The sequence below is a fragment of the Serratia sp. AR11 genome, from assembly GCF_056376275.1.
The window spans coordinates 3,915,915-3,940,200 of the sequence record NZ_CM150739.1; the positions used below are offsets into that span (position 1 = coordinate 3,915,915).

The 24,286-nt window shown below is 56.3% G+C and carries 24 protein-coding genes; 9 read left to right on the plus strand and 15 right to left on the minus strand.

Annotated features, from left to right (window positions below; all coding sequences use genetic code 11):
- Positions 1–378 precede the first annotated feature (378 nt).
- Positions 379–1,338, plus strand: a complete 960-nt coding sequence (locus ACSOSI_RS18420) for a LysR family transcriptional regulator (protein ID WP_012146147.1) — start codon at positions 379–381, stop codon at positions 1,336–1,338.
- On the opposite strand, the gene eutC is transcribed toward ACSOSI_RS18420, so the two are convergent.
- Together eutC and ACSOSI_RS18430 are read right to left on the minus strand one after the other, a co-directional pair.
- Complete coding sequence (gene eutC / locus ACSOSI_RS18425) at positions 1,317–2,108, minus strand: ethanolamine ammonia-lyase subunit EutC (protein WP_476705916.1); 792 nt, start codon at positions 2,106–2,108, stop codon at positions 1,317–1,319. The genes ACSOSI_RS18420 and eutC overlap by 22 nt on opposite strands.
- On the minus strand, positions 2,105–3,490 hold the full coding sequence (locus ACSOSI_RS18430; protein ID WP_476705917.1) for an ethanolamine ammonia-lyase subunit EutB: 1,386 nt from the start codon (positions 3,488–3,490) through the stop codon (positions 2,105–2,107). Before ACSOSI_RS18430 ends, eutC begins: the two co-directional genes overlap by 4 nt.
- Positions 3,491–3,630: 140 nt before the next feature.
- Here ACSOSI_RS18430 and ACSOSI_RS18435 point away from each other — a divergent pair, with 140 nt between their 5' ends.
- Complete coding sequence (locus ACSOSI_RS18435; RefSeq protein ID WP_476705918.1) at positions 3,631–4,179, plus strand: nucleotidyltransferase family protein; 549 nt, start codon at positions 3,631–3,633, stop codon at positions 4,177–4,179.
- Positions 4,180–4,238: 59 nt separating this feature from the next.
- The gene (locus tag ACSOSI_RS18440; RefSeq protein WP_476705919.1) at positions 4,239–4,715 is read left to right on the plus strand and encodes a FlxA-like family protein; all 477 of its coding nucleotides are present in this window, start codon (positions 4,239–4,241) and stop codon (positions 4,713–4,715) included.
- Between the two features lie 21 nt (positions 4,716–4,736).
- On the opposite strand, the gene ACSOSI_RS18445 is transcribed toward ACSOSI_RS18440, so the two are convergent.
- The 3 genes from ACSOSI_RS18445 to ACSOSI_RS18455 form a co-directional block, all read right to left on the minus strand.
- A complete protein-coding gene (locus ACSOSI_RS18445) occupies positions 4,737–5,438 on the minus strand; it encodes an RES family NAD+ phosphorylase (RefSeq protein WP_476705920.1) in 702 nt (233 codons plus the stop codon).
- Complete coding sequence (locus ACSOSI_RS18450) at positions 5,431–6,192, minus strand: hypothetical protein (protein ID WP_017893580.1); 762 nt, start codon at positions 6,190–6,192, stop codon at positions 5,431–5,433. The genes ACSOSI_RS18445 and ACSOSI_RS18450 overlap by 8 nt, the downstream gene beginning before the upstream one ends.
- A gap of 120 nt (positions 6,193–6,312) precedes the next feature.
- Positions 6,313–7,233 (minus strand): LysR family transcriptional regulator, encoded by a 921-nt coding sequence (locus tag ACSOSI_RS18455; protein ID WP_012146154.1) that lies wholly within the window; start codon positions 7,231–7,233, stop codon positions 6,313–6,315.
- 95 nt (positions 7,234–7,328) lie between these two features.
- Between ACSOSI_RS18455 and ACSOSI_RS18460 the strand changes: the two genes are divergently transcribed.
- Positions 7,329–8,321 (plus strand): bile acid:sodium symporter family protein, encoded by a 993-nt coding sequence (locus ACSOSI_RS18460; protein ID WP_115184115.1) that lies wholly within the window; start codon positions 7,329–7,331, stop codon positions 8,319–8,321.
- A 34-nt stretch (positions 8,322–8,355) separates the two neighbouring features.
- Here ACSOSI_RS18460 and ACSOSI_RS18465 read toward each other — a convergent pair whose 3' ends face one another.
- From ACSOSI_RS18465 to zipA, 3 genes are all read right to left on the minus strand, one after another.
- Positions 8,356–8,571, minus strand: a complete 216-nt coding sequence (locus ACSOSI_RS18465; RefSeq protein ID WP_261277627.1) for a DUF3820 family protein — start codon at positions 8,569–8,571, stop codon at positions 8,356–8,358.
- On the minus strand, positions 8,571–10,592 hold the full coding sequence (ligA, locus tag ACSOSI_RS18470; protein WP_115184114.1) for an NAD-dependent DNA ligase LigA: 2,022 nt from the start codon (positions 10,590–10,592) through the stop codon (positions 8,571–8,573). Before ligA ends, ACSOSI_RS18465 begins: the two co-directional genes overlap by 1 nt.
- A 78-nt stretch (positions 10,593–10,670) precedes the next feature.
- Entirely contained in the window at positions 10,671–11,669 is a 999-nt protein-coding gene (gene zipA, locus ACSOSI_RS18475) for a cell division protein ZipA (RefSeq protein ID WP_476705921.1), read from the minus strand.
- Positions 11,670–11,890: 221 nt separating this feature from the next.
- Here zipA and cysZ point away from each other — a divergent pair, with 221 nt between their 5' ends.
- From cysZ to crr, 5 genes are all read left to right on the plus strand, one after another.
- The gene (gene cysZ, locus ACSOSI_RS18480; protein WP_099063640.1) at positions 11,891–12,652 is read left to right on the plus strand and encodes a sulfate transporter CysZ; all 762 of its coding nucleotides are present in this window, start codon (positions 11,891–11,893) and stop codon (positions 12,650–12,652) included.
- 184 nt (positions 12,653–12,836) lie between these two features.
- Positions 12,837–13,805, plus strand: a complete 969-nt coding sequence (gene cysK, locus ACSOSI_RS18485) for a cysteine synthase A (protein WP_012146160.1) — start codon at positions 12,837–12,839, stop codon at positions 13,803–13,805.
- 395 nt (positions 13,806–14,200) lie between these two features.
- Positions 14,201–14,458 (plus strand): phosphocarrier protein Hpr, encoded by a 258-nt coding sequence (gene ptsH, locus ACSOSI_RS18490; protein ID WP_004936458.1) that lies wholly within the window; start codon positions 14,201–14,203, stop codon positions 14,456–14,458.
- A gap of 46 nt (positions 14,459–14,504) precedes the next feature.
- Positions 14,505–16,232, plus strand: coding sequence for a phosphoenolpyruvate-protein phosphotransferase PtsI (gene ptsI / locus ACSOSI_RS18495; protein ID WP_476705922.1), 1,728 nt, complete (start codon positions 14,505–14,507; stop codon positions 16,230–16,232).
- A 49-nt stretch (positions 16,233–16,281) separates the two neighbouring features.
- Positions 16,282–16,791 (plus strand): PTS glucose transporter subunit IIA, encoded by a 510-nt coding sequence (gene crr / locus ACSOSI_RS18500; protein WP_012146162.1) that lies wholly within the window; start codon positions 16,282–16,284, stop codon positions 16,789–16,791.
- A gap of 75 nt (positions 16,792–16,866) precedes the next feature.
- Here the strand turns inward: crr and ACSOSI_RS18505 are convergent, their stop codons facing one another.
- From ACSOSI_RS18505 to ACSOSI_RS18535, 7 genes are all read right to left on the minus strand, one after another.
- Positions 16,867–18,189, minus strand: coding sequence for an ATP-binding protein (locus ACSOSI_RS18505; protein ID WP_112362337.1), 1,323 nt, complete (start codon positions 18,187–18,189; stop codon positions 16,867–16,869).
- A gap of 5 nt (positions 18,190–18,194) precedes the next feature.
- Complete coding sequence (locus ACSOSI_RS18510) at positions 18,195–18,875, minus strand: response regulator transcription factor (RefSeq protein ID WP_476705923.1); 681 nt, start codon at positions 18,873–18,875, stop codon at positions 18,195–18,197.
- Between the two features lie 211 nt (positions 18,876–19,086).
- Positions 19,087–19,968, minus strand: a complete 882-nt coding sequence (cysM, locus tag ACSOSI_RS18515; protein ID WP_261131531.1) for a cysteine synthase CysM — start codon at positions 19,966–19,968, stop codon at positions 19,087–19,089.
- A 504-nt stretch (positions 19,969–20,472) separates the two neighbouring features.
- Positions 20,473–21,561 (minus strand): sulfate/thiosulfate ABC transporter ATP-binding protein CysA, encoded by a 1,089-nt coding sequence (cysA, locus tag ACSOSI_RS18520; RefSeq protein ID WP_012146166.1) that lies wholly within the window; start codon positions 21,559–21,561, stop codon positions 20,473–20,475.
- A complete protein-coding gene (gene cysW / locus ACSOSI_RS18525) occupies positions 21,551–22,426 on the minus strand; it encodes a sulfate/thiosulfate ABC transporter permease CysW (RefSeq protein WP_476705924.1) in 876 nt (291 codons plus the stop codon). The genes cysA and cysW overlap by 11 nt, the downstream gene beginning before the upstream one ends.
- A complete protein-coding gene (gene cysT, locus ACSOSI_RS18530) occupies positions 22,426–23,259 on the minus strand; it encodes a sulfate/thiosulfate ABC transporter permease CysT (RefSeq protein WP_012146168.1) in 834 nt (277 codons plus the stop codon). Before cysT ends, cysW begins: the two co-directional genes overlap by 1 nt.
- On the minus strand, positions 23,259–24,281 hold the full coding sequence (locus ACSOSI_RS18535) for a sulfate ABC transporter substrate-binding protein (RefSeq protein ID WP_261277629.1): 1,023 nt from the start codon (positions 24,279–24,281) through the stop codon (positions 23,259–23,261). The genes cysT and ACSOSI_RS18535 overlap by 1 nt, the downstream gene beginning before the upstream one ends.
- Between the last annotated feature and the right edge of the window lie 5 nt (positions 24,282–24,286).

A 24,286-nucleotide genomic window follows, 5' to 3' on the forward strand; every position in this document is an offset into this window, starting at 1 on the left:
ACCTACTCCTCCACCAGCACGGAGTGAAATGCCCCGTGCGTTCAAAATGCTCACCAGAGAGTGAGCAAAGATGTCGCCGGCAACCCGTTCTGTTGGAACGATTCAGCCATCGGCGACAAAAAAACCGGCACGGCAGGCCGGCGGCGCCCAATGTCAACAACGGTTTAGTTTCACTAACCATTATTGTTAAACAGGACGCCAAATTGAACGGTTAATCTGGTGTTGAAGCAGCGATCAATACCGCAGGCACACAGCAAGGCCTGGGGAAAACAAGTTATCTAACGTTCTAAAAACCGCGTGCTTTATGCATTATTGCTCTGCGCGGTGAGATCACGGCACCTTGTTACTCGCCGTGAACACCCAAAAAGAGTAGCCGTAATGCGCCAGACGGAGAACCTGGTATTCATAAGAAACGCTTTTGCATATAATGCAAAAATGAATGATGCCCGTTATGTTGAACATCTGCCGATATTTCTCGAGGTGGCCCTGTTGGGCAGCTTCTCCGCCGCCGCCCGCAAACTGGGAATGGTGCCTTCTTCACTGGTGCGCCACGTCGATGCGCTGGAAAGTGCCCTGGACGCTACGCTGTTTATCCGTTCAACCCGTGGCCTGATGCTGACGGACGCCGGGGAAATGCTGCAGGCGCGCGCGGCAACGCTGCTGTCGGACATCAGTGATATCCGCGCCGAGCTGGCTTCACTTAGCGACAGGCCGCAAGGCACGCTACGTATCAGTTGTCTGCCGACCTTCGGCAAAACCTATATCCTGCCGCTGCTGCCTCTGCTTGCTGAACGTTATCCGCAGCTGTTTGTTGAACTGGATTTGACGGAGCGCCAGACCGATCCGACGCAGGAATTGCTGGATGCCGCCATTCGCATCGGCGAGCAGAAAGACAGTGGGTTGTACGCCAGCCGGATAGCCACCCAGCGCTGGGTGATGTGCGCCAGCCCGGCTTATCTCGCCCGTTATGGCAGGCCTGCCGATCTGAACGCGTTGCCGGAGCATCGGCTGATTGCCCGCTACCACAAGCAACAGCCGGCCTGCTGGGCGCAAATTCTCAGCGCCCCCTTGATGGACCGCTGCAGCCTGGTATTGCGCTGTGACGACTTTACCGCTCAACGCGAGGCGGCGCTGTTGGGGTTGGGGATCACCTTTTTACCCAACTGGGTGGTTGGGCCGGATATACAGGCCGGTCGCTTGCTGCCGGTGCTCGAGGATCCGCGTCAGGAACAACAGGGGATTTATCTGCTGCGCCCGGTGGCAAAGGTGTCGGCCCGGCTTAACCTGTTCATCACGTTGCTCAAGCAAAGTATCGGTCAGCCCCCGAGCTGGGAGTGAAGCGGTGATACCCGGCCATACAACGCCGGGTTGTCGCTTTCGTCTTTCAGGTCTATTCCGGTCAGGCGACGCTGGAAAGCCTGTTCCAGCAGCCACGCCAGTTTGAACGCCGCCTGCGGGTAATTCAGCCCCTCAGGACGGACGTTGGAGATGCAATTGCGTTCCGACTCACGCCGCTGGGTGTTCGGCCCCCAGGTGAGGTAGATCCCCAGGCTGTCCGGGGATGACAGGCCCGGTCGCTCACCAATCAACATCGCCACAGCTCTGGCCCCTAAACATTCGCCAATATCATCCCCCAACGCCACCCGCGACTGATGCGCCAACACCACCGGTGCGACTGAAAGCCCCAATAATTCGAGATAAGGCCGCAGTGCCTGCAACAACGGCAGTGCCTGCCGATGTACCGCCTTGGAGGACAAACCGTCTGCCACCACCAGCAATAAATCCACCGGCTTGTCAGGCAAGCCCAACAGTAGACTACGGCTGTCCGCGGCCAACCGACGTCCCAGATCCGGTCGGCTGAGATAAGCGGTACGGTCGGCTGCCTGGCTGTGCACCGTCAAGGTTGCCCAGCCCTGATCCTGCAACGCCCCGCCCAACGTATCGCTGTCGAACGGCTGGTGCACCGCATCACGCGCCTGCGCATGCGCCAGACCAAATTTAAGCAACTCCTGGGTCGGTAAACTGGATCCCGTTCGCCCCAGCGCAATGCGCGCATCGGTAAAGGCGCGCAGTGCATCCCAACGGTTAACGTGAACCGGCTTGCTCATGGTTGCTCTCCCTGTAACGCCAGCAACAACGGGTGATTGGCCGCGGTGTCGCGCAGCCGGCCCAGATCGTCGGTGATCTGCATTTTCGTCAGCCAGTCGGCGAACTCCGGCGCGTGCTTCAAGCCCAGCAGTTCGCGGATGTACAGTGCATCATGGAATGAAGTGCTTTGGTAATTGAGCATGATGTCGTCCGCTCCCGGCACGCCAATCAGGAAGGTCAGTCCGGCGGTAGCCAACAGCGTCAACAAGGTGTCCATGTCGTCCTGATCCGCCTCCGCGTGATTGGTGTAACACACGTCACAACCCAGCGGCAGGCCGAGCAGCTTGCCGCAGAAGTGATCCTCCAACCCGGCACGGATAATCTGCTTGCCGTCATACAAATACTCAGGGCCGATAAACCCGACCACGGTGTTGATCAGCAACGGGGAGAAATGTCGCGCCACCGCGTAAGCACGTGCTTCGCAGGTTTGCTGATCGACGCCATGGTGCGCATTGGACGATAGGCAGCTGCCCTGCCCGGTTTCAAAGTACATGACGTTATTGCCCAGAGTACCGCGATTGAGGCTCAGCGCCGCCTGCTGAGCCTCCGCCAACAGCGCCAGATTAATGCCGAAACCGCTATTGGCCGCCTCGGTTCCGGCTATCGACTGGAACACCAAATCCACCGGTGCGCCGCGTTCGATCAGGCGTAACGTATTGGTGACGTGCGTCAGCACGCAGGATTGGGTCGGTATGGCAAAACGCTGGATCACGTCGTCCAGCATGTGATTGAGTTTTTCCAGCAGCGGCAGGCTGTCGCTGGCCGGGTTGATGCCCACCACCGCGTCACCGCTGCCGTACAGCAGGCCATCGAGCATGCTGGCCGCAATGCCCTGTAAGCTGTCGGTGGGATGGTTCGGTTGCAGCCGCACGCTCAGGTGGCCCGGCAGGCCAATAGTGTTACGAAAACGCGTAATCACCCGACATTTTTTGGCCACCAGGATCAGATCCTGATTGCGCATCAACTTACTCACTGCCGCCGCCATTTCCGGCGTAATGCCGGGGGCTACCTGCGCCAACATCGCACTGTCCGCCTGTTCACTCAGCAGCCAGTCACGAAAATCCCCCACCGTCAGGTGCGAAATTGGCGCAAAGGCCAATGCATCGTGGCTGTCGATAATCAGCCGAGTGACCTCGTCTTGTTCATAGGGCACCAGTAACTGCTGGAGAAACGTTTTCAGCGGTACCTCCGCCAGCGCAATGCGTGCCGCCATACGTTCCTCTGCGCTATCCGCCGCCACTTCCGCCAGATAGTCGCCGGAACGGGCCGGTGATGCCTTGGCCATCAACTGACGTAAATCGCTGAAACGATAGCTGCGCCGGCTAAGCGTTACCTGATACATAGCGTCCCCTGTTCTGCCTGAATGTTTACCTGAAGTTGCAAACCCTGTACCAAGTGTAGTCAGTCGACCGGCGAATATATTCTCCTGCGGTTTCGCCCACGGCCGCTTCAGGTTACAGTAGCCGCAACAAAGGAGAGGTAATGACCCGGCAACAACAAATTATCCAATGGTTACAGCAAGATAGTGAAAGGATGACGATATTGCGCACCGCCCGTCGGCTCGGTCTGAATGACTGGTGCCTGGGTGCCGGCTTTGTGCGTAATCTGGTATGGGATCGGCTGCACGATTACGCCATGCCAACGCCGCTCAACGACATCGACGTGATCCATTTTGACGCACAGCGCCCGGAGGCAGAGCGTGACCAGATGCTGGAAGCACGGTTACAAGAATGGTTGCCGCAGCCCTGGTCAGTGAAAAATCAGGCGCGCATGCACCTGCGCAGCGGTCGGGTGCCCTACCTTAACAGCGAAGACGCCATCAGCTATTGGACCGAGCTGGAAACGGCGGTAGGCGTGCGGCTGAATGCGGATGACAGCCTACAGCTGGTGGCTCCCTTTGGCCTCGACGGGCTGTTCGAAAACACCATCACCTTCAATGCCAAAAATGGCGACCTCGACGCCTATGAACTACGGGTGGCCAGCAAAGGCTGGTTGCAGCGCTGGCCACGCCTGCGGCAAATCCGCGGGTAAAGTTTTACCCCATTCTGCCGATACCCTGAGCAGCGAAATCCAAACTCAGGGAGAGTGTTATGTCGACCAGCATTACCATGATTGTCCCGGTGAAAAACACCGTACCCGGCATCAGCAACGTTTTTAGCGCACCCGGTAACCAAGGTCAGTTGCTGATGGCCAAGCCGGTCAACCAGCAGCCGGAAGGCGGCAAGATGAAAGAGGCCAGGGAGGCTGAGGGTAACGAACAAGTGAAAGTGGCCGACAGCAGCGCTTCAGCGCGTATCAAGGCGCTGAACAAGCAAATCCAGGGGCTGCAACAGAAACTGGCAGACCTGAAAGACTCGGACGCCGATCCCAAAGAAATTGAAAAACAGAAACAGCTGATTCAGGCGCAGATCAAAATGCTGCAGGCCGAGATCGCGCGCATTCAGAAAGAAGAGATGGAAAAACAGCAGGCAGAGCAAACGGCTAAAGCTGCCGCTAGTATCGCGCCGACCAAGGGCGATGGCATCAACCGCCCCACCGCGCACAACGCCGTGGATGTGTATATTTGACAGGCTTTTTGCACTGATAAATCACTTGATTGAGCCTGCCATATCAGGCTCATCACCGTCATTTATAAGTACAATACCGAGTTGATCCGCCTCCTCGTCAATCACTTCCAGCACGGTGTCCGAATCAATAATCACTTCAGATTCGACGATGACATCCAACTGCTCCCCCTTAATCCGATCGCCAAACAGCATTAAGGCACTGTCGCCATGCTGCTTGGATGACCATTTCAACCCATGTGCTGCGGGGTGGGCTGCATGAATCGCAGTTGCATATTCCTGAGTATAAATATACTGATCGGCTGTCGAGTCCAGGAGCTGAGCTCTATTGACGCCCATTTTTTTCATGGTCTTAGGATTGAGATCGACCAGATTTAAATCAACTTTTGGCGCAATAACCGAATGTGCCAACCCTTGAAGATTGCCCATATCATAAGCCACCCCGTCAGTATGTTCCGGGAGGTCATGAAATAGGGTTTCCATCACCGCAACTCCGGTACTGACACCACCATAAATCGTGGGAACTCGTCGCCTCAGGCTGTCGTACACAGGGCTAAATCTGGCACTTCCCCGCGCTCCAGGATTGAACTGTATGGCGGTATAGCAGATAGAATGTACGCGATAAATATGTTGTCCTGCCGGCCAGGTAAAAAAGTTTACCTGCAGATCGCTAATTGGCGGCGGGATCCGACGTTCAACGTCATTTTCGCCCTTACTGTCATCCATGAGTTCCCCTCAACGTTTCCTCTCTGGCCGCAAGCAACACCTGTTCCGGCGCGCTGATCAACATGTCTTTGGGCTTACGGCCACCCAACCAGCTATTGTCAGCCCCAAACCAGGTGGCCAGCCCCCATGATGTTTTCCTTTCACCAAACATCAGGATTATTTTTTTAATTATCGGCAGCGGGCGATACCCTTCATCCAAAGCATATTCCGGATAAAAATCCTTCCCCTGCAACTGAATGGCAAAAATTTTACCTGATGATTTCCAACGATGCGGGCCCGCGCTAGGATTTGCTGATGTAAAACCCGTTTTTTGCGACAAATCATGCGCAGTTAACCACACCGAATCTTCTATGATGGCGGCATTGTGCTTCGCTAAGCGTTCTGCATGACGACGTTGACGTTCAGTTTTTTCATCTTGGCGGGTTCTTGCTTGAACAGTCGGCGTTTTATCTTTCGCCACTGTTGTTAATTTGGCTGTTTTATCGGTGCTATTCTCCGCTTTTCGGGGCGTTAGAGAAGATGATGTATCATCTGCACAGCCAGAGAATGCCGTCGCCAGGGAAGTAATAGCCGCTTTCATCGCCGCTTTGATGGCGTCAGCAAAATGCGGAATATGTCCTGTTAAATCGCCAAGCTCTACCACCAAATACTCAGCATTTGATTTGGTTTCAAGCTTGCGAAGCTCAGCCCCGCTAATCGTCTGAATGTTCAATGACGTTTGTACTTCGTGACGTGTCCGCTGTTTAATGACCATATTACCGCCTGAATATCGTGATATCGCTTATATTCGTTATGGTACACCGATTAACCCGACCGTCAATGCTGTTCAATAAACAGGCTACCGCGCACAACGCCGTGGATGTGTATATTTGACTCAGTAATCTGCCTGCCGCTGACGCTGCTGTTGCAGCAAGGCCGCCTGCTGCCCCACCACCTGCCAGATGACCTCTGCTGCCGGTGTCAGCGAGCGGTTTTTACGCCGTACCAGCATCAGCGCACGGTTGATTTCCGGCACCAATCGGCGAACCTTCAATTGGCCGCCCTCCGGTAAGGGTAACGCCAGCGCCGGGAAAATACTGATGCCGATACCCGCCGCCACCATAGGAAACAGCGTGGCCGGGTGGCCAATCTCCTGCACTACCGTCGCTTCCACCCCTTGTTGGCGCAGCGCGCTGTCAATCAGTGGCCGACTACCTGAAGCATAATCCTGCAACACCAAACGGCTGCCGTTCAGCGCCGACCAGTGCACTTCTGGCAATTCGGCAAACGGGTGATCGTTACGGCACAGCAACAGGAAAGGTTCGTGCAGGATCGGTTCACAGTCCAGATCCAACGCCTGCACCGGATCGACCACGATGCCAAAATCGACCTCGGCGTTGCGAATGCTGTGCAGCACCTGCTGTTGCGCCTGGTCACGCAGCATGATGCGGATATCCGGATACTGCTTTTCCCCGGCGGCAATGCACTGCGGCATCAGGTGCGCGGAGATGGTCTGGCTCGATGCCACCCGCACCGTACCACTGCGTAGCACGCCAAAACTGCGCGCATCCAACAATGACGACTGCAACTCATCCAGTAAACGTTCAACCCGGTTGGCCAGCCGTTGTCCGGCGTCGGTCAGCAGCACTTCACGGGTGGTGCGATCGAGCAGGCGAACGCCGACCTCCGCCTCCAGCTCTTTCACGCTGTGGCTGACCGCCGACTGTGTCAGGCCAATGGCCTCGCCGGCCCGGCTGAAACTGCGGTGCCGGGCAATAGCGACAAAGACTTTGAGTTGCTTAATCGAGTAATTCATGTTTTTTATTCATATATTAATTAAATAAATCAATTTAATTATTATATCCGGTCGCGCGACAATGGGCGCATTGATTTTTCTTCGAGTACGCCGCCATGAGATTTTTGCCCGATCGCTTTACCCTGACGCTGATCGCCACCGTGCTGCTGGCTTCGTTTCTGCCGGCGCGCGGCGAGTTCGTCGGCTGGCTGAACGCGCTGACCATCGCCGCCATCGCCCTGCTGTTCTTTATGCACGGTGCCAAGCTGTCGCGCGAAGCCATTCTGGCCGGCAGCAATAACTGGCGGCTGCACCTGTGGGTGATGTTCAGCACCTTTATTATTTTCCCGACGCTTGGCGTGCTGTTTAAATGGTGGTCGCCGGTCAACGTCAGCCCCGAACTCTATTCCGGCTTTATCTACCTGTGCATTCTGCCCGCCACCGTGCAGTCGGCCATCGCCTTTACTTCGCTGGCGGGCGGCAACGTGGCCGCTGCGGTGTGCAGCGCTTCGGCTTCAAGCCTACTGGGGATTTTCGTCTCGCCACTGCTGGTGGGGCTGTTGATGAATGTGCACGGGGAAACTGGCAGCCTGCAACAGGTAGGCTCCATCGTGCTGCAACTGCTGGTGCCGTTTGTCGCCGGTCATCTGTCACGACCGTTGATCGGCAAATGGATTGAACGCAACCGCAAGCTGATCGGCAAGACCGACCAGACCTCAATTCTGCTGGTGGTGTATGCCGCCTTTAGCGAAGCGGTGACGCATGGCATCTGGCATCAGGTCGGCATCGGTTCGCTGGTATTTATTGTGGTGGGCAGCCTGGTGCTTTTGACTATTGTGCTGGTGGTGAACACTTATATGGCTCGCTGGCTGGGCTTTAGCAAAGCCGACGAAATCACCATCGTGTTCTGCGGTTCGAAGAAAAGCCTGGCGAACGGTATCCCGATGGCCAATATCCTGTTTCCGGCCTCAACCGTGGGAATTATGGTACTACCGCTGATGGTGTTTCATCAGGTGCAACTGATGACCTGCGCGGTATTGGCACGACGCTATCAGAAAAAACAGCAGGAACAACAGGCGGCGCCCAACGTGGAAACCGCGCGGGGATAGGAAAATGGGTGCGGCGGATACCGCACCCGGCAACTCAATTTTTCTTCAGCGGCTTGACCAGGTGGTCTAGCCCTTCAATTTTAATCGCCAACGTCATTTCCATCAGCATACCAAGCTTGCCCTGGGGAAACTCCCCCTTACGGGCAAACCACAGCAGGTATTCTTCGGGCAGGTCAATCAGCACCCGCCCCTGATACTTGCCGAATGGCATTACCGTATTGGCAATTTCCAACAGATTCTCTTTTTCCATCAGGCCCCCAGCAGGCGGATCATTTCCGCTTCGTCAATGACCTCAATGCCCAGTTCCTGGGCCTTCACCAGTTTGGAACCGGCGGCTTCACCTGCAATCACCAGATCGGTTTTCTTCGATACGCTGCCACTGACCTTGGCGCCCAGCGCCGTCAGACGATCTTTGGCCTCGTCACGTGATAGCTGGCTCAACGAGCCGGTCAGCACCACGGTTTTTCCGGCAAACGGGCTGTCGATCTCTTCCGCTACTATCACCACCGGGGCCGGCCAGTTAATACCGATTTCGTCGCTGACCAGTTCCTGGATCACCTGTTGGTTGAGCTCTTCGTCAAGGAAATGACGCGTGTGCTTCGCCACGATTTCACCGACCTCCGGCACTTCTTTCAACGCCTCGATATCGGCGGCTAACAGTTTTTCCAGCGTACCGAAGTGTGCAGCCAGATTGGCCGCTGTGGCTTCGCCGACTTCACGGATGCCAAGCGCATACAGGAAACGGGCAAAGGTGGTCTGCTTGGATTTTTCCAGCGCGTTGACCAGATTCTGCGCCGATTTCGGCCCCATGCGATCCAGCCCGGTCAGAATGCCGGCGGACAGACGGAACAGATCGGCCGGATTCTTCACGTACTCTTTTTCCACCAACTGCTCGATGATTTTGTCCCCCATGCCGTCGACGTCCAACGCCCGACGGGAAACAAAGTGCTTCAGCGCTTCTTTGCGTTGTGCAGCGCAGATCAGCCCGCCGGTGCAACGTGCCACCGCTTCGCCTTCCACTCTCTCAACGTCGGAACCGCATACCGGACAATGCTGCGGGAACAAAATTTCACGCGCGTCCGCTGGACGACGTTCGGCTATCACCCCCACCACCTGCGGGATCACGTCGCCGGCACGGCGCACAATCACCGTATCACCGATGCGCAGGCCCAAACGTTCAATTTCATCGGCGTTATGCAACGTGGCGTTGCTGACGATCACCCCGGCAACCAGCACGGGCTCCAGTCTTGCCACCGGCGTAATCGCACCGGTACGGCCAACCTGGAACTCCACCTCGCGCACCTGGGTAATCTGTTCCTGCGCCGGGAATTTGAATGCCGTCGCCCAGCGTGGCGCTCGCGCCACAAAGCCCAGCGTTTCCTGCAGGTCGATATCGTCAATTTTTACTACCACGCCGTCGATATCAAATCCGAGTTGCGTGCGGTCCTGCTCCACCTGGCGGTAGAACGCCAGCACTTCGTCGCTGCCGGTACAACGTTTGGCGCGATCGCTGACCGGTAACCCCCAGTCTTTGAACTGCATCAGGCGCTGCCAGTGGCTGCGAGGCAATTCGCCGCCTTCCAGCAGGCCAACGCCATAACAGAAAAAGGTCAGTGGGCGTTTGGCGGTAATACGCGGGTCGAGCTGACGAATCGAACCGGCGGCGGCGTTACGCGGATTGGCGAAGATCTTGCCGTCCTTGCGACGCGCCTCTTCGTTCATCTGCTCGAAACCGGCCTGCGGCATAAACACTTCGCCGCGCACTTCCAGCCGGCGTGGGATATTGTCACCGGTCAGTCGCAGTGGAATGGCGCGGATGGTGCGCACGTTAGAGGTAATGTTTTCACCGGTGGTGCCGTCGCCACGGGTTGCCGCGCGAACCAGTTCGCCATCTTCGTACAGCAGGCTGACCGCCAGACCGTCCAGCTTCAGCTCGCAGCAGAAGGTCAGCGGATCGCTGCTCTTCAGGCGATCCTGCACTCGTTTGTAGAATGCCAGGAAGCTTTCTTCGTCGAAAACGTTGTCCAGTGACAACATCGGCACTTCATGACGTACCTGATCGAACGCCGCCAGCGGGGCGGCACCCACGCGCTGGGTCGGAGAATCGGCGGTGATCAGCTCCGGATGTGCGCTTTCCAGGGCACGCAGTTCCCCCATCAGGCGGTCGTATTCCGCATCCGGTACTTCCGGCGCGTCCAGCACATGGTATTGATATTCGTGATGGCGCAGTGAGGTTCGTAGTTGATTGATTTGTTGGATTATCGATTCCATGGCTCACCATCAAAGATAAAAAACCCCCGGCAGGCGGGGGCTTTGTTGTTACGGATGTTCAGTGCGCGTGGCCGTCGGTCAGGCGTTGTTTTCCAACACTTCACGAAGGCGCGCTTTGTAGGTTTCCAGCTTCTGCGGGGTCATCATGCGGCGCTCATCGTCCAGCACCACACCGCCCACGTCGTCCGCGATTCGCTGTGCCGACTGCAGCATCAGCTTGAAGTTCTGATTAGCGTCGCCATAAGACGGCACCATCATGAACATCGATACGCCCGGCGTAGAGAAATCGGACATCATCTCAGGATCAAAGGACCCTGGCTTAACCATATTCGCCAGGCTGAACAGCACAGGACCGCTGCCCGCAGGGCTGATATGACGATGGAAGATACCCATTTCACCAAACTGGAAGCCCGCCTGCAGCACGCTCTGCAGCAGAATTTCGCCGCCGATCACGCCACCCTGATGTGCGGTAACGTGCAGCACCAGTACGGTTTCTTTCAGTTTTGCCTGTTTGATGGCAGCTGGAGCAGGCTGAGGCTCGTGCGCCACCGCTGGTTTCACTTCCGGCTGCGGCTGATGAGCAGGTTCGGCATGGAACGCCGGCTCCGCTGCAGGTGCCACAGGCGGGAGATCGTCAACGCGCGGTTCACGGCGCGGCGCAGGCTGCTGCGGCTCGTCGTCTTCTTCCTGCGCGTAGTTGTCCAACAGGATGTCATCATAATCCGGCCGCTGAGACAGCGGTGGCGGAGTCTGATGGGCAGCCGGTTGAACGGCACGCGGTGCTGGCTCAGCCGCCGGAGCGGGCTTGGGCGCAACCACGGGTTCTTCGCGAGCGGCATCAAAATGACCAAAGGACGGCTCGTCTTCCGGGTGAGCGGAGCGTACACGCACCTCCCCCACACCTTCATCGAGTTCGTCGATCGGGGATTGTTCACGTTCCTTTTTGGAACGTTTGGCTGGGCGATCGCGAAAAAGCGATGAGCGTTCCTTACGACTGGTCCAAAGACCGTGCAATAACAACGCTATTATGGCGATCGCGCCAACAACGATTAATATCAGACGCAAATCCTGCATCATTGCTATCTCTGTTGTTCCAATACATTGCCACCGCGGCAAACATTCACTCTTTAACTCTATTTGCCCGAGCACACAAGTGCAAGTCCGTGCTGAACTTTATGCCAATAAAGATGATTATACTGCCTTTTTTTGCTGTTTTTTCAGCCAATGTCACCCTAGCCAGTAGAAAATCATCCCGATATGATAGCTAAGCCTGTTCAGACAAAGAGATAACTTAAGATATGTCCTATACGCAGTCACCTTCTCACTCCACCAACGGCCTGCATTATTTTGCCGAAGGCTGGCGCCTGATTTCGCGCCCGGGGATTAAACGCTATGTCGTATTGCCGTTACTGGTCAACGTACTGCTGATGGGGTCCGCCTTCTGGTGGCTGTTCAGCCAGCTCGGCGACTGGATCCCCAGCATGATGAGCCATGTGCCCACCTGGCTGCAGTGGCTTAGCTATTTGCTGTGGCCACTGGCGGTCATTTCCGTACTGCTGGTGTTCAGCTATCTGTTCAGCACCATTACCAACCTGATTGCCGCCCCCTTCTGCGGCCTGCTGGCCGAACACCTCGAGGGCAGCCTGACCGGCAAGCCGCTGCCGGACACCGGTATCTTTGGCATTGTGAAAGATTTGCCGCGCATTATGGCGCGTGAATGGCGCAAGTTGGCCTACTACCTGCCGCGCGCGCTACTGCTGCTGATACTCTATTTCATTCCGGGCATTGGCCAGACGGTGGCACCGGTGTTGTGGTTCCTGTTCAGCGCCTGGATGTTGGCCATCCAGTATTGCGACTATCCGTTCGATAACCACAAGGTAAGCTTCGCCGATATGCGCCGCGCACTGCGCCAGCATAAGACCGACAATCTGCAGTTTGGCGCTATGGTCAGCCTGTTCACCATGATCCCGATCCTCAATCTGGTGATCCTGCCGGTCGCGGTTTGCGGTGCCACGGCGATGTGGGTTGATCGTTACCGCCCACAATTCGTTCGTTCCTGAGCCGTTTTATCGGCCACATTACGATTAATTCTTCGACAGGGCGCGCAATTTGCGCCCTTATCCTTGTGCTTAAAACTTATTTCCTAATAACATATAGATATACCAATTCTTTACTTCCCTGCCGGTACTGTTAGCGTATGCTTTCGACGTTCCCCACATTTTTCATAGAGTTAAAGGACGGGCTATGAGCAAGATATATGAAGACAACTCATTAACGATCGGCCATACGCCGCTGGTTCGTCTGAACCGTATCGGCAACGGACGCATTCTGGCCAAGGTTGAATCACGCAACCCGAGCTTTAGCGTCAAGTGCCGCATCGGTGCCAATATGATTTGGGACGCAGAAAAACGCGGCGTCCTGGTCGCCGGCAAAGAACTGGTGGAGCCAACCAGCGGCAACACCGGTATCGCACTGGCGTTCGTCGCCGCCGCACGCGGCTATAAGCTGACGCTGACCATGCCGGAAACCATGAGCATCGAACGCCGCAAACTGCTCAAGGCGCTGGGCGCCAACCTGGTGCTGACCGAAGGCGCTAAAGGCATGAAAGGCGCGATCGCCAAGGCGGAAGAAATTGTCGCCACCGATCCCAACCGCTACCTCATCCTGCAGCAATTCAGCAACCCGGCCAACCCGGCGATCCACGAACAAACCACCGGCCCGGAAATCTGGGAAGATACCGATGGCGAAGTTGACGTTTTCATCTCTGGCGTCGGTACCGGCGGTACGCTGACCGGTGTCAGCCGCTATATCAAAAACACCAAAGGCAAGGCAATTACCACCGTGGCGGTCGAACCTACCGACTCACCGGTAATCACCCAGGCGCTGAATGGTGAAGAAATCAAACCGGGCCCGCACAAGATTCAGGGCATCGGCGCAGGTTTTATCCCTGGCAACCTGGATCTCGACCTGGTTGATCGCGTCGAGCAAATCACCAACGACGAAGCCATCAGCATGGCACGCCGCCTGATGGACGAAGAAGGGATTCTAGCAGGCATTTCCTCCGGGGCCGCCGTAGCCGCAGCGGTGAAACTGGCTGAAGAACCAGAGTTCGCCGACAAAACCATCGTGGTGATATTACCTTCCTCCGGCGAGCGCTATTTGAGCACCGCCTTGTTCGCCGATTTGTTCACCGAACAAGAATTGCAACAGTAGTGCCAGCCGCGCACTAATCGCTAAAAAAGCACCTTACGGGGTGCTTTTTTGTGGACTGGATCAAAGTTTATAGCAGTCGAAGATTGATTTTACCCGCCAGCTTTAGTATTTAACGGTGCATTATTTCGATGCGCGAAATTAATCACCCTCCATTCGTTGTTTAGGCTGAATCGATTTACTCGTTTGTCGCGGATGCGGTAAACACGGCATAATGGAGAGCGGATTTAAACGACGGAAGAAGCCGGTTTTTTTGATCTGAAGTGCCAAACTCGTCGTTTTCTGTTGCATCAATGCTCGCCCCTGTACCATAGTCAGGCGCTAACCAGACAAGCTAAAGTCATACCCTTGGGCTAAACTTTAGCTCCACAACACACCAATAAGTTGGGGAAACATCAATGTTCCAGCAAGAAGTTACTATTACCGCTCCGAATGGTCTGCACACTCGCCCTGCCGCTCAGTTCGTGAAAGAAGCCAAAGGCTTCACGTCTGACATCACCGTGACCTCTAACGGTAAAAGCGCCAGCGCCAAAAGCCTGTTCAAACTGCAAACTCTGGGGCTGACTCAAGGGACCGTAGTGACCATCTCCGCTGAAGGTGAAGACGAGCAGAAAGCCGTTGAACACTTGGTAAAACTGATGGCAGAGCTTGAGTAATCGGCCCGTCTTCTTAGTTAACACCAGTCAAGAGTAAGGTAGGGTTATGATTTCAGGCATTTTAGTATCACCGGGTATCGCTTTTGGTAAGGCTCTCCTACTGAAAGAAGATGAAATTGTCATCAACCGGAAGAAAATCTCTGCAGACGCTGTAGAGCAGGAAGTCTCACGTTTCCTTGCCGGCCGCGCCAAAGCGTCCGAGCAGTTGGAAGCGATCAAGACCAAAGCTGGCGAAACCTTCGGCGAAGAGAAAGAAGCTATCTTCGAAGGTCACATCATGCTGTTGGAAGACGAAGAGCTTGAGCAGGAAATCATAGCCCTAATCAAAGACGATCTGGCTTCTGCGGACGCGGCTGCCTACACCATCATCGAAGGCCAGGCGAAAGCGCTGGAAGAACTCGACGATGAGTACCTGAAAGAGCGTGCGGCCGACGTGCGTGACATCGGTAAACGCCTGCTGCAGAACATTCTGGGCCTGGCTATCGTCGATCTGAGCTCAATTCAGGACGAAGTGATCCTGGTTGCTACCGATTTGACCCCGTCTGAGACCGCGCAGTTGAACCTGGACAAGGTTCTGGGCTTCATCACCGATCTCGGCGGCCGTACTTCACACACCTCCATCATGGCGCGCTCCCTGGAATTGCCGGCAATCGTGGGCACCAGCGACGTGACCAAGCAGGTGAAGAACGACGACTACCTGATTCTGGACGCGGTTAACAATAAAATTTACGTTAACCCAACCGCTGACGTTATCGATCAGTTGAAAGCCGAACAGAACCAGTACGTGACCGAGAAAAACGACCTGGCCAAGCTGAAAGACCTGCCGGCGATTACGCTGGACGGGCATCAGGTTGAAGTCTGTGCCAACATCGGCACCGTGCGCGACGTCGCAGGTGCAGAGCGCAACGGCGCTGAAGGTGTCGGCCTGTATCGTACCGAATTCCTGTTCATGGACCGCGACTCACTGCCGACCGAAGACGAGCAGTTCCAGGCCTATAAAGCCGTTGCGGAAGCCGTGGGCTCACAGGCAGTGATCGTACGCACCATGGACATCGGCGGCGACAAAGACCTGCCGTACATGAACCTGCCGAAAGAAGAGAACCCGTTCCTCGGCTGGCGCGCCATCCGTATCGCCATGGATCGCAGAGAAATCCTGCACGCCCAGCTGCGTGCCATCCTGCGCGCCTCCGCGTTCGGCAAATTGCGTATCATGTTCCCGATGATCATTTCGGTAGAAGAAGTTCGCGATCTGAAAGGCGAAATCGAGACGCTGAAAGCGCAATTGCGTGAAGAAGCCAAGGCGTTTGACGAAACAATTGAAGTGGGCGTGATGGTGGAAACACCGGCCGCGGCGGTGATTGCTCATCACCTGGCGAAAGAAGTCGACTTCTTTAGTATTGGGACAAACGATCTAACCCAGTATACTCTGGCGGTAGATCGCGGCAACGAGCTGATTTCTCATCTCTATAACCCGATGTCCCCATCAGTGCTTGGCCTGATCAAACAGGTTATTGATGCATCTCATGCAGAAGGCAAGTGGACCGGTATGTGCGGTGAACTGGCTGGCGATGAGCGTGCTACACTGTTGTTATTGGGCATGGGGCTGGATGAGTTCAGCATGAGTGCGATTTCAATCCCGCGCATCAAGAAAATTATACGTAATACTAATTTCGAAGATGTGAAGGCGTTGGCAGCGCAAGCCTTGGCACAGCCAACGGCGCAAGATCTGATGAATTGCGTGAATAAATTCATCGAAGAAAAGACGCTCTGCTAAACTTCCACGACACTGGAACGCCGCCCAATTTAATGCTTAGGAGAAGATCATGGGTTTGTTCGATAAATTGAAATCTCTGGTTTCTGATGACAAGAAAGACACGGGCACTATCGAGATCGTAGCTCCACTTTCTGGCGAAATCGTTAATATCGAAGATGTACCTGACGTAGTATTCGCTGAAAAAATCGTTGGCGACGGTATTGCCATCAAACCAACGGGCAACAAAATGGTTGCTCCGGTTGACGGCACCATCGGTAAAATTTTCGAAACCAACCATGCTTTCTCTATCGAATCCGACAGCGGCATCGAGCTGTTTGTCCACTTCGGTATCGACACCGTTGAACTCAAAGGCGAAGGCTTCAAACGCATCGCTGAAGAAGGCCAACGCGTCAAGAAAGGTGATGTGGTTATCGAGTTCAATCTGGCCCTGCTGGAAGAGAAAGCCAAGTCTATCCTGACGCCGGTGGTTATCTCCAACATGGACGAGATCAAAGAACTGATCAAACTGACCGGTAACGTCACCGTTGGTGAGACCCCGATCATCCGCATCAAGAAGTAAGAGCGGATGAACGCAAGAACGGCGCCCTCGGCGCCGTTTTTTTATGTCTGTCATTCAAGCCAATCGCAACGGCAATTAACTCCAGCGTGGAATTCGCAGGGTAATCACCAGCCCTTCCCGTTCGCCGTTACGCGCCTCAACCTGACCACCGTGCGCCAGGACCACCTTGCGGGTGATCGCCAGGCCCAGCCCGTAGCCCTTGCCTGACATTGCCGATTTCACCCTGACGAACGGATCAAAAATGCTGGAAATTTTTGACTCTTCCACACCCGGCCCCTGATCGCTGACCTCAATCTGGAACAACTGCTCGATACGCGTCAGCACCACCGTCACCCGCTGCCCGTGGCTGGAGAAGCGCAACGCATTACGCACGATATTATCCACCGCACGCCGCATCAGTTCGGCATTGCCCTTGACGGTGTAATCCACGTCCGAGCTGGCCTGCAGCACGATGTCTACGCCGGGTATCTGTGCTTCGTAGCGCGCATCGCTCACCACCGCATCCACCAGCCCGTACAGGTCAAAATACTCTTCATCCGGCAGGCTGTTGCTCTCGGCACGCGACAGCGCCAACAGTTCGCCGATCATTTTATCCAGCCGCCCCGCTTCGTGCTCAATGCGCTGCAGCGAATTCTCTACGTTACCCGCATTCTGCCGCGCCAGGCCAATCGCTAATTGCAAGCGGGCCAGCGGCGAACGCAGTTCGTGCGAAACGTCATGCAGCAACTGCTCACGGGCGCTGACCAACAGTTCCAGCCTTTCCGCCATGCTGTCAAAGTCACGCGCCACCTCAGAAAGCTCGTCATGCCGCCGACGCATCGCCGGGAACAGGCGCACCGACAAGTCGCCCTGTGCCACACGATCAAAACCATCACGCAGTTTGCGCATCGGCCGGGTCAGGTTCCAGGCCAGTACCGCACTGAACAACAGCCCGGCTAACCCGCCCACCCAAATCATTGGCTCGGGAATATTGAAAAAATGCGAGCGTTTTTTGGGGCGATACTCGTCCCGCAGGCTGCGCATGTCATAACTCAGTAAATAGCCCTTGCCGCCCTCACCTGCCACCCATGTGGTAATTGCTTTCGGCATCCGACGGCCTTCAAACGCCGGCTCCTCAGTTACCGGTGCCGGTGGCTGAGCCAGCGGGGTCACGGAAAGCAAGCGCCGGTCATCATCCGACCAGTCTTTCAGCATCGCGTCCAACGCCGGCATCCCTCCGCTGCGCAGCTGCGTGGCGGCCGACGTCAGCTGCAGCCCAATCACCCGTCGGGCCATCGAACTTTCCGGTGGCTCGTAGCGATCGCCATACAAGGAAAAAGCGACCCACAACGCCTGGGTCATGATGATAAAGGTCAGCCAGAAGCCGAGCAGGATTTTCCAGAACAGTCTTCCACGCATAGGCATTATCGGATGCGATAGCCGATGCTGCGCACCGTCTCAATGCTGAGCGCGTTGTCCGTCAACGCCCCCAGCTTCTGGCGGATATTGCTGATATGCACGTCGACGCTGCGGTCATAGGCTTCTCGTGGGCGGCCTAAACCTTTTTCTGACAGCTCGTCTTTTGATACCACCCGCTCCGGCGCGCGCAGCAGTAACTCCAACAGGTTGAATTCGGAAGCGGTCAGATCAAACGCCTTGCCGCGCCATTCGCTGCTGCGGGTCGATGGGTTAAGGGTCAGTTCACCGAAATTAATCGCAATCTCATCGTCCACCTCATCCGGACGCTCGTCGAAGCGGCGCAGTACCGCACGCAGGCGCGCCACCAGTTCGCGGGGATAGCACGGCTTGGGCATATAGTCGTCGGCGCCCATTTCCAGACCGATGACCCGATCGATGTTATCGCCCTTGGCCGTCAGCATGATGATCGGCATGTGGCTCTTCTTGCGCACGTCGCGCAGCACGTCGATGCCGCTCATGTCCGGCAGCATGATGTCGAGGATCATTGCGGTGTAATCACCTGACAGCGCGCCTTCCACCCCGGCCTTGCCGGTCAGCACCAGCGTGGCGTTAAAGCCTTCGCCGGTCAGGTATTCGCTCAGCATGGTGCCGAGTTCGAGGTCATCATCGACCAATAAAATTTTCATGCCTTGCTCCTTCGCGGATTTTCGCCATTTTCACGCCTATTTGTCTGCTTCGCAGCCGGTTTTACTCAATCCTTACATATTCCTGAACGCCAGTTAACCACAGCCCGGCCGACGGCGCGTTATAGAAGAGATATTGGGGGATTTTGATTTCTTCCCGGCGAAACGCGCCGCCGGGATGGATCTGATACAGGCGTTGGAAAGGGGATAACCCTTAAGCAAAAACACCGGTGGAGAGATAACGATCGCCGCGATCGCAGATGATAGCCACGATCACGCTGCCCGGATTGGCCGCCGCAATCTGTAGCGCACCGGCTACTGCCCCGCCGGAGCTGACGCCGCAGAATATACCTTCCCGCTGCGCCAACTGACGCATGGTCTGTTCAGCGTCGGTTTGCTCAATGTCCAGCACCCGATCCACCAGGTCCGGCCGGAAGATCCCCGGCATATAAGCCGGTGCCCAGCGGCGAATACCGGGAATACTGCTGCCTTCTGCCGGCTGCAGGCCGATAATCTGCACCTGCGGGTTTTGGCTCTTCAGGTAGCCTCCCACTCCGGTAATGGTGCCGGTGGTGCCCATACTTGAAACGAAATGGGTCACCCGTTGATGGCTCTGCTGCCAGATTTCCGGACCGGTGGTGGTGAAGTGGGCGTAAGGGTTGTCCAGATTATTGAACTGATCCAGCACCTTGCCCTGTCCCTGATTTTGCATTTCCAGCGCCAGATCGCGTGCGCCTTCCATCCCCACTTCGCGGCTGACCAGGATCAACTCTGCGCCATAGGCACGCATCGCCGCCTGACGTTCCAGGCTCATGTTCTCCGGCATCAGCAGGGTCATCGAATAGCCCTTGAGCGCCGCTATCATCGCCAGTGCAATGCCGGTGTTGCCGCTGGTGGCCTCGATCAACCGATCGCCGGGCTTTATCTCACCGCGCAGCTCCGCCTGCTGGATCATCGCCAGCGCGGCGCGATCCTTTACCGAACCCGCCGGGTTATTGCCTTCCAGTTTGAGCCAAACCTCGCTGCCCAAGCCTGCAGCCAGTCGTTGTAATTTTACCAGCGGGGTATTACCGATGCATTGTTCAAGCGTTGTCACGATCTTTGCCTGTGTTGAAGTGCGAAAAGTAAAAAGGCAACCCCGGGGTTACCTTTCAGACTACTGACAAAGCCCGTTATTAGGGAGAGCGTGCCGAAGGGGTCGTAGCGGCTTGCCCGCCGGAGCGCCCCTCGGTGCGCTAGGCCCGGGTATCTCGGATTCAAAGACAACTTTGCCATCAAACTTAAAGGCAACCCCAGGGTTGCCTTTAAAATGCTGTTGGGGACTATAAGGCTGTGTCCCGCAATAGTTCGTGAGCGCCGCTGGCGGTCATTTGAGCGCGCAGCAAGGCGCGAGTCGTGAGGTTTGGTGGGCCAAATAAGCGGCTCGTAACACAGGTGCGCGTTCAAATGGCCCCAGCCCTTCGGGTCGCGCCCCAAAAGCCCGTACTCTGCGTTGTCGGGCTTGAACGTAGGCCCGCTATGCCCTGCCCCCTTCGCCTTGATTACGGGCTTTTGGGTCTGCGACGGCACCACGAACTATTGCGGGAAACAGCCTAAATTATCAGGCGCTTTTAGCTAACGCAACAGGTTGTAGCAGTTGGTCACCGGCGTACAGGCGCGCATTCAGGCTGCCAACGTAGTAGCGGCCACCTCGTACCGGCGGTTCGTTACCCTCCGGCAGCACCACGCTGATAGGTTCCTGATGCCAGCCAATCGGCTGCACGGTCATCTGCCAGAAATGGCCGCGTGGGCTGACTTCCAGCACCTGCACCGGCAGCGGGCAGCGGTCGCTGCTCTCGGTACCGACTTCCATTTCCCACGGGCGCAGGAACAAGTCCACGCGGCCCTGGTGCATTGGCTGGAACGACAGCGGCCACTGGTGCGCACCGACGAACAGCTGCGAACCGCGGATCTCGCCGCTCAGGCGGTTCACTTCGCCCATAAATTCCAGCACGAAGCGGCTGGCCGGTTCACGTACAATCTCTTCCGGCGAACCGACCTGCTCAATATTGCCCTGGCTCATCACCACGATACGATCGGCGACTTCCATTGCCTCTTCCTGATCGTGGGTGACAAACACGCTGGTAAATTTCAGTTCTTCATGCAGCTGACGCAGCCAACGGCGCAGTTCTTTACGCACCTGCGCATCCAGCGCGCCGAAGGGTTCATCCAGCAGCAGAATTTGCGGTTCGACCGCCAGTGCACGCGCCAGGGCCACGCGCTGCTTCTGACCACCGGAAAGCTGTGACGGATAACGGTTAGCCAAATGGGCCAACTGCACCATTTCCAGCAACTGAGTCACTTTTTGTTTGATCGCCGCGGCATTCGGGCGCTCACGGCGCGGCAGCACGCTCAGGCCAAAGGCGATATTATCGAACACCGTCATATGGCGGAACAGCGCGTAATGCTGGAACACGAAGCCCACTCGACGATCGCGGGCATGCACGTGGCTGACGTCGGTGCCGTGGAAACCCAGCTTGCCGCCGCTCTGGCTTTCCAGCCCGGCGATAATACGCAGCAGAGTGGTTTTACCGGAGCCGGACGGCCCCAGCAGTGCCACCATCTCACCGGAGGCAATGTCGAGCGAGATATCGTTCAATACCTTGGTACGACCGAAAAACTTATTGATACCGTTAATCTCAATGCTCATGATTTTCCTCCCGCTCGAGACGTGCATTCTGACGTTCCAGACGCCATTGCAGGCCACTCTTCAAAAATAGGGTCACTATCGCCATCAGGGTCAGCAAACCGGCGGCGGTAAAGGAACCGACCGTGTTGTAATCCTGTTGCAACAACTCAACCTGCAGCGGCAAGCTGAAAGTCTCGCCGCGAATAGAACCGGACACTACCGATACCGCGCCGAACTCACCGATGGCGCGCGCGTTGGTCAAGACCACGCCGTACAACAGTGCCCAGCGAATGTTTGGCAATGTCACCCGGCGGAACATCTGCCAACCAGAAGCGCCCAGCAAAATGGCGGCCTCGTCTTCCTGACTGCCCTGGCTGAGCATCATCGGCACCAGCTCACGTACCACGAACGGACAGGTCACGAAAATGGTCACCAGTACCATGCCCGGCCAGGAGAACATCAGCTGGATATTATGCGCATCCAGCCAACCGCCCAGCAGGCCATTGCTGCCGTAGAACAACAGGTAAATCAGCCCCGCTACCACCGGCGAAACGGCGAACGGGATGTCGATCAACGTCAGTAACAGCTGACGCCCCGGAAAGGTAAAACGCGTCACCAGCCAGGCCAACAGCGTGCCGAAAATCAGGTTGAACGGCACGGTAATCAAGGCGATCAACACCGTCAGCCAGATAGCGTGCAACATGTCGTGATCGACCAGGTTGCCCCACATCGCACCAATACCTTTGGAAAAGGCCTCGGCGAAAATCGAAATGATCGGCACCACCAGCAGCAGTACCGAAAACAGCACGCCGATACCGATCAGCGTCCACTTGCCCCAGTTGATGCGCGGGCGTTCAACACCGTTAAACTCAGAGATATCCGCCATCAGTGCCCCCCGATGCGTCGGCCAAAGCGGCTCTGCAGAACGTTAATGCTGAACAGCAACAGCAGCGAGGCCGCCAGGATCACCGAAGCAATCGCGCTGGCCGCCGGATAATCAAATTCCTGCAAACGAACAAAAATCATCAGCGAGGTCACTTCCGTCTTCCAGGCGATGTTACCAGCGATAAAGATCACCGCGCCAAACTCGCCCAGGCTGCGGGTAAAGGAGATTGCCGTGCCGGCCAACAGCGCCGGGGCCAGCTCAGGGATCACCACGCGACGAAAACTCTGCCAGCGAGTCGCGCCCAGGGTTTCTGCCGCCTCTTCATATTCCGGCCCCAGTTCTTCCAGCACCGGCTGTACGGTGCGCACCACGAACGGCAGGCTGGTAAAGGCCATCGCCACGGCAATGCCGAGCCAGGTAAACGTCACCTTGATGTCAAAATGCGCCAGCCATTGGCCATACCAACCGGTGGTGGAAAACAGTCCCGCCAGCGTCAGGCCGGCTACCGCGGTCGGCAGGGCAAACGGCAGATCGATCAGACCGTCCAGCAGCGTGCGACCGGGAAAACGATAGCGGGTCAGGATCCAGGCCATCAGCATGCCGAACACCGCGTTAAACAGGCTGGCAACGCCCGCCGCCAGCAGCGTGACCTTATAAGCCGCCACCACCTGCGGATTGGAAATCACTTCCCAATACTGCGCCAGGCTCATCTGCGCCAACTGCATCACCAACGCGCTGAGCGGCAACAGCAGGATCAGGCAGGTATAAAACAGGCTGCTCCCCAGGCTGAGGCCAAACCCAGGTAAAACCCGCTTGCTGGTCAACGACAACATTACTTATGCCCTGCGGCTAACAGCTGATCCAACTCGCCACCGGTGGAGAAATGCGTTTTCATCACCTGCGGCCAGCCACCAAACTGATCTTCCACCCGGAACAGCTTGGTATCCGGGAACTGACCTTTGGCCGCGGCCATCGCCTGTTTGTCGTAAACGCGATAGTAGTAGCTGGTGATCACCTGCTGTGCTGCCGGGCTGTAGAGATAATTCAGATAGTCTTTGGCCGCCTGTTCGGTGCCGTTTCTTGCCACATTTTTATCGACCCAGGCCACCGGGAACTCCGCCAGAATATCGACCGGCGGCACGATCACCTCGTATTTGTCTTCGCCATACTGCTTGCGAATATTGTTCACTTCCGACTCAAAACTGATCAGCACGTCGCCCAGGCCACGCTCGACGAAGGTAGTGGTCGCGCCGCGGCCGCCGGTGTCAAACACCAGAACGTTTTTCAGGAAACGGGTCATAAAGGCGCGGGTTTTGGCCTGATCATTGCCATCCGCCTGATTGGCAGCGCCCCAGGCGGCCAGATAGGTATAACGGCCATTACCGGAGGTTTTCGGGTTCGGGAACACCAGCTTCACGTCGTCACGTACCAAATCATTCCAGTTATGAATGCCCTTTGGATTGTCCTTACGCACCAGGAAAGCCATGGTGGAATAGAAAGGAGAGCTGTTGTTCGGTAAACGGGTCTGCCAGTCAGCCGGGATCAGTTGGCCGCGATCGTGCAGGATCTGCACGTCGGTCACCTGGTTGTAGGTCACTACGTCGGCGCGCAAGCCCTGCAGGATCGCCAGCGCCTGCTTGGAGGAGCCGGCGTGGGACTGTTTGATAGTCAGTTTGTCGCCAGGGTGCTGTTGGTTCCATTGCTGCTCAAAACCTGGGTTCAGCGCGGTAAACAATTCACGGGAAACGTCATAGGAGCTGTTCAGCAATTCGGTTGCCGACAGCGGGCCGCTGGCTAACAGCGCCGCCGCCAAGCATCCTTTCAATACGATATTTTTAACCCGCGTTTGTTTCATTGTGC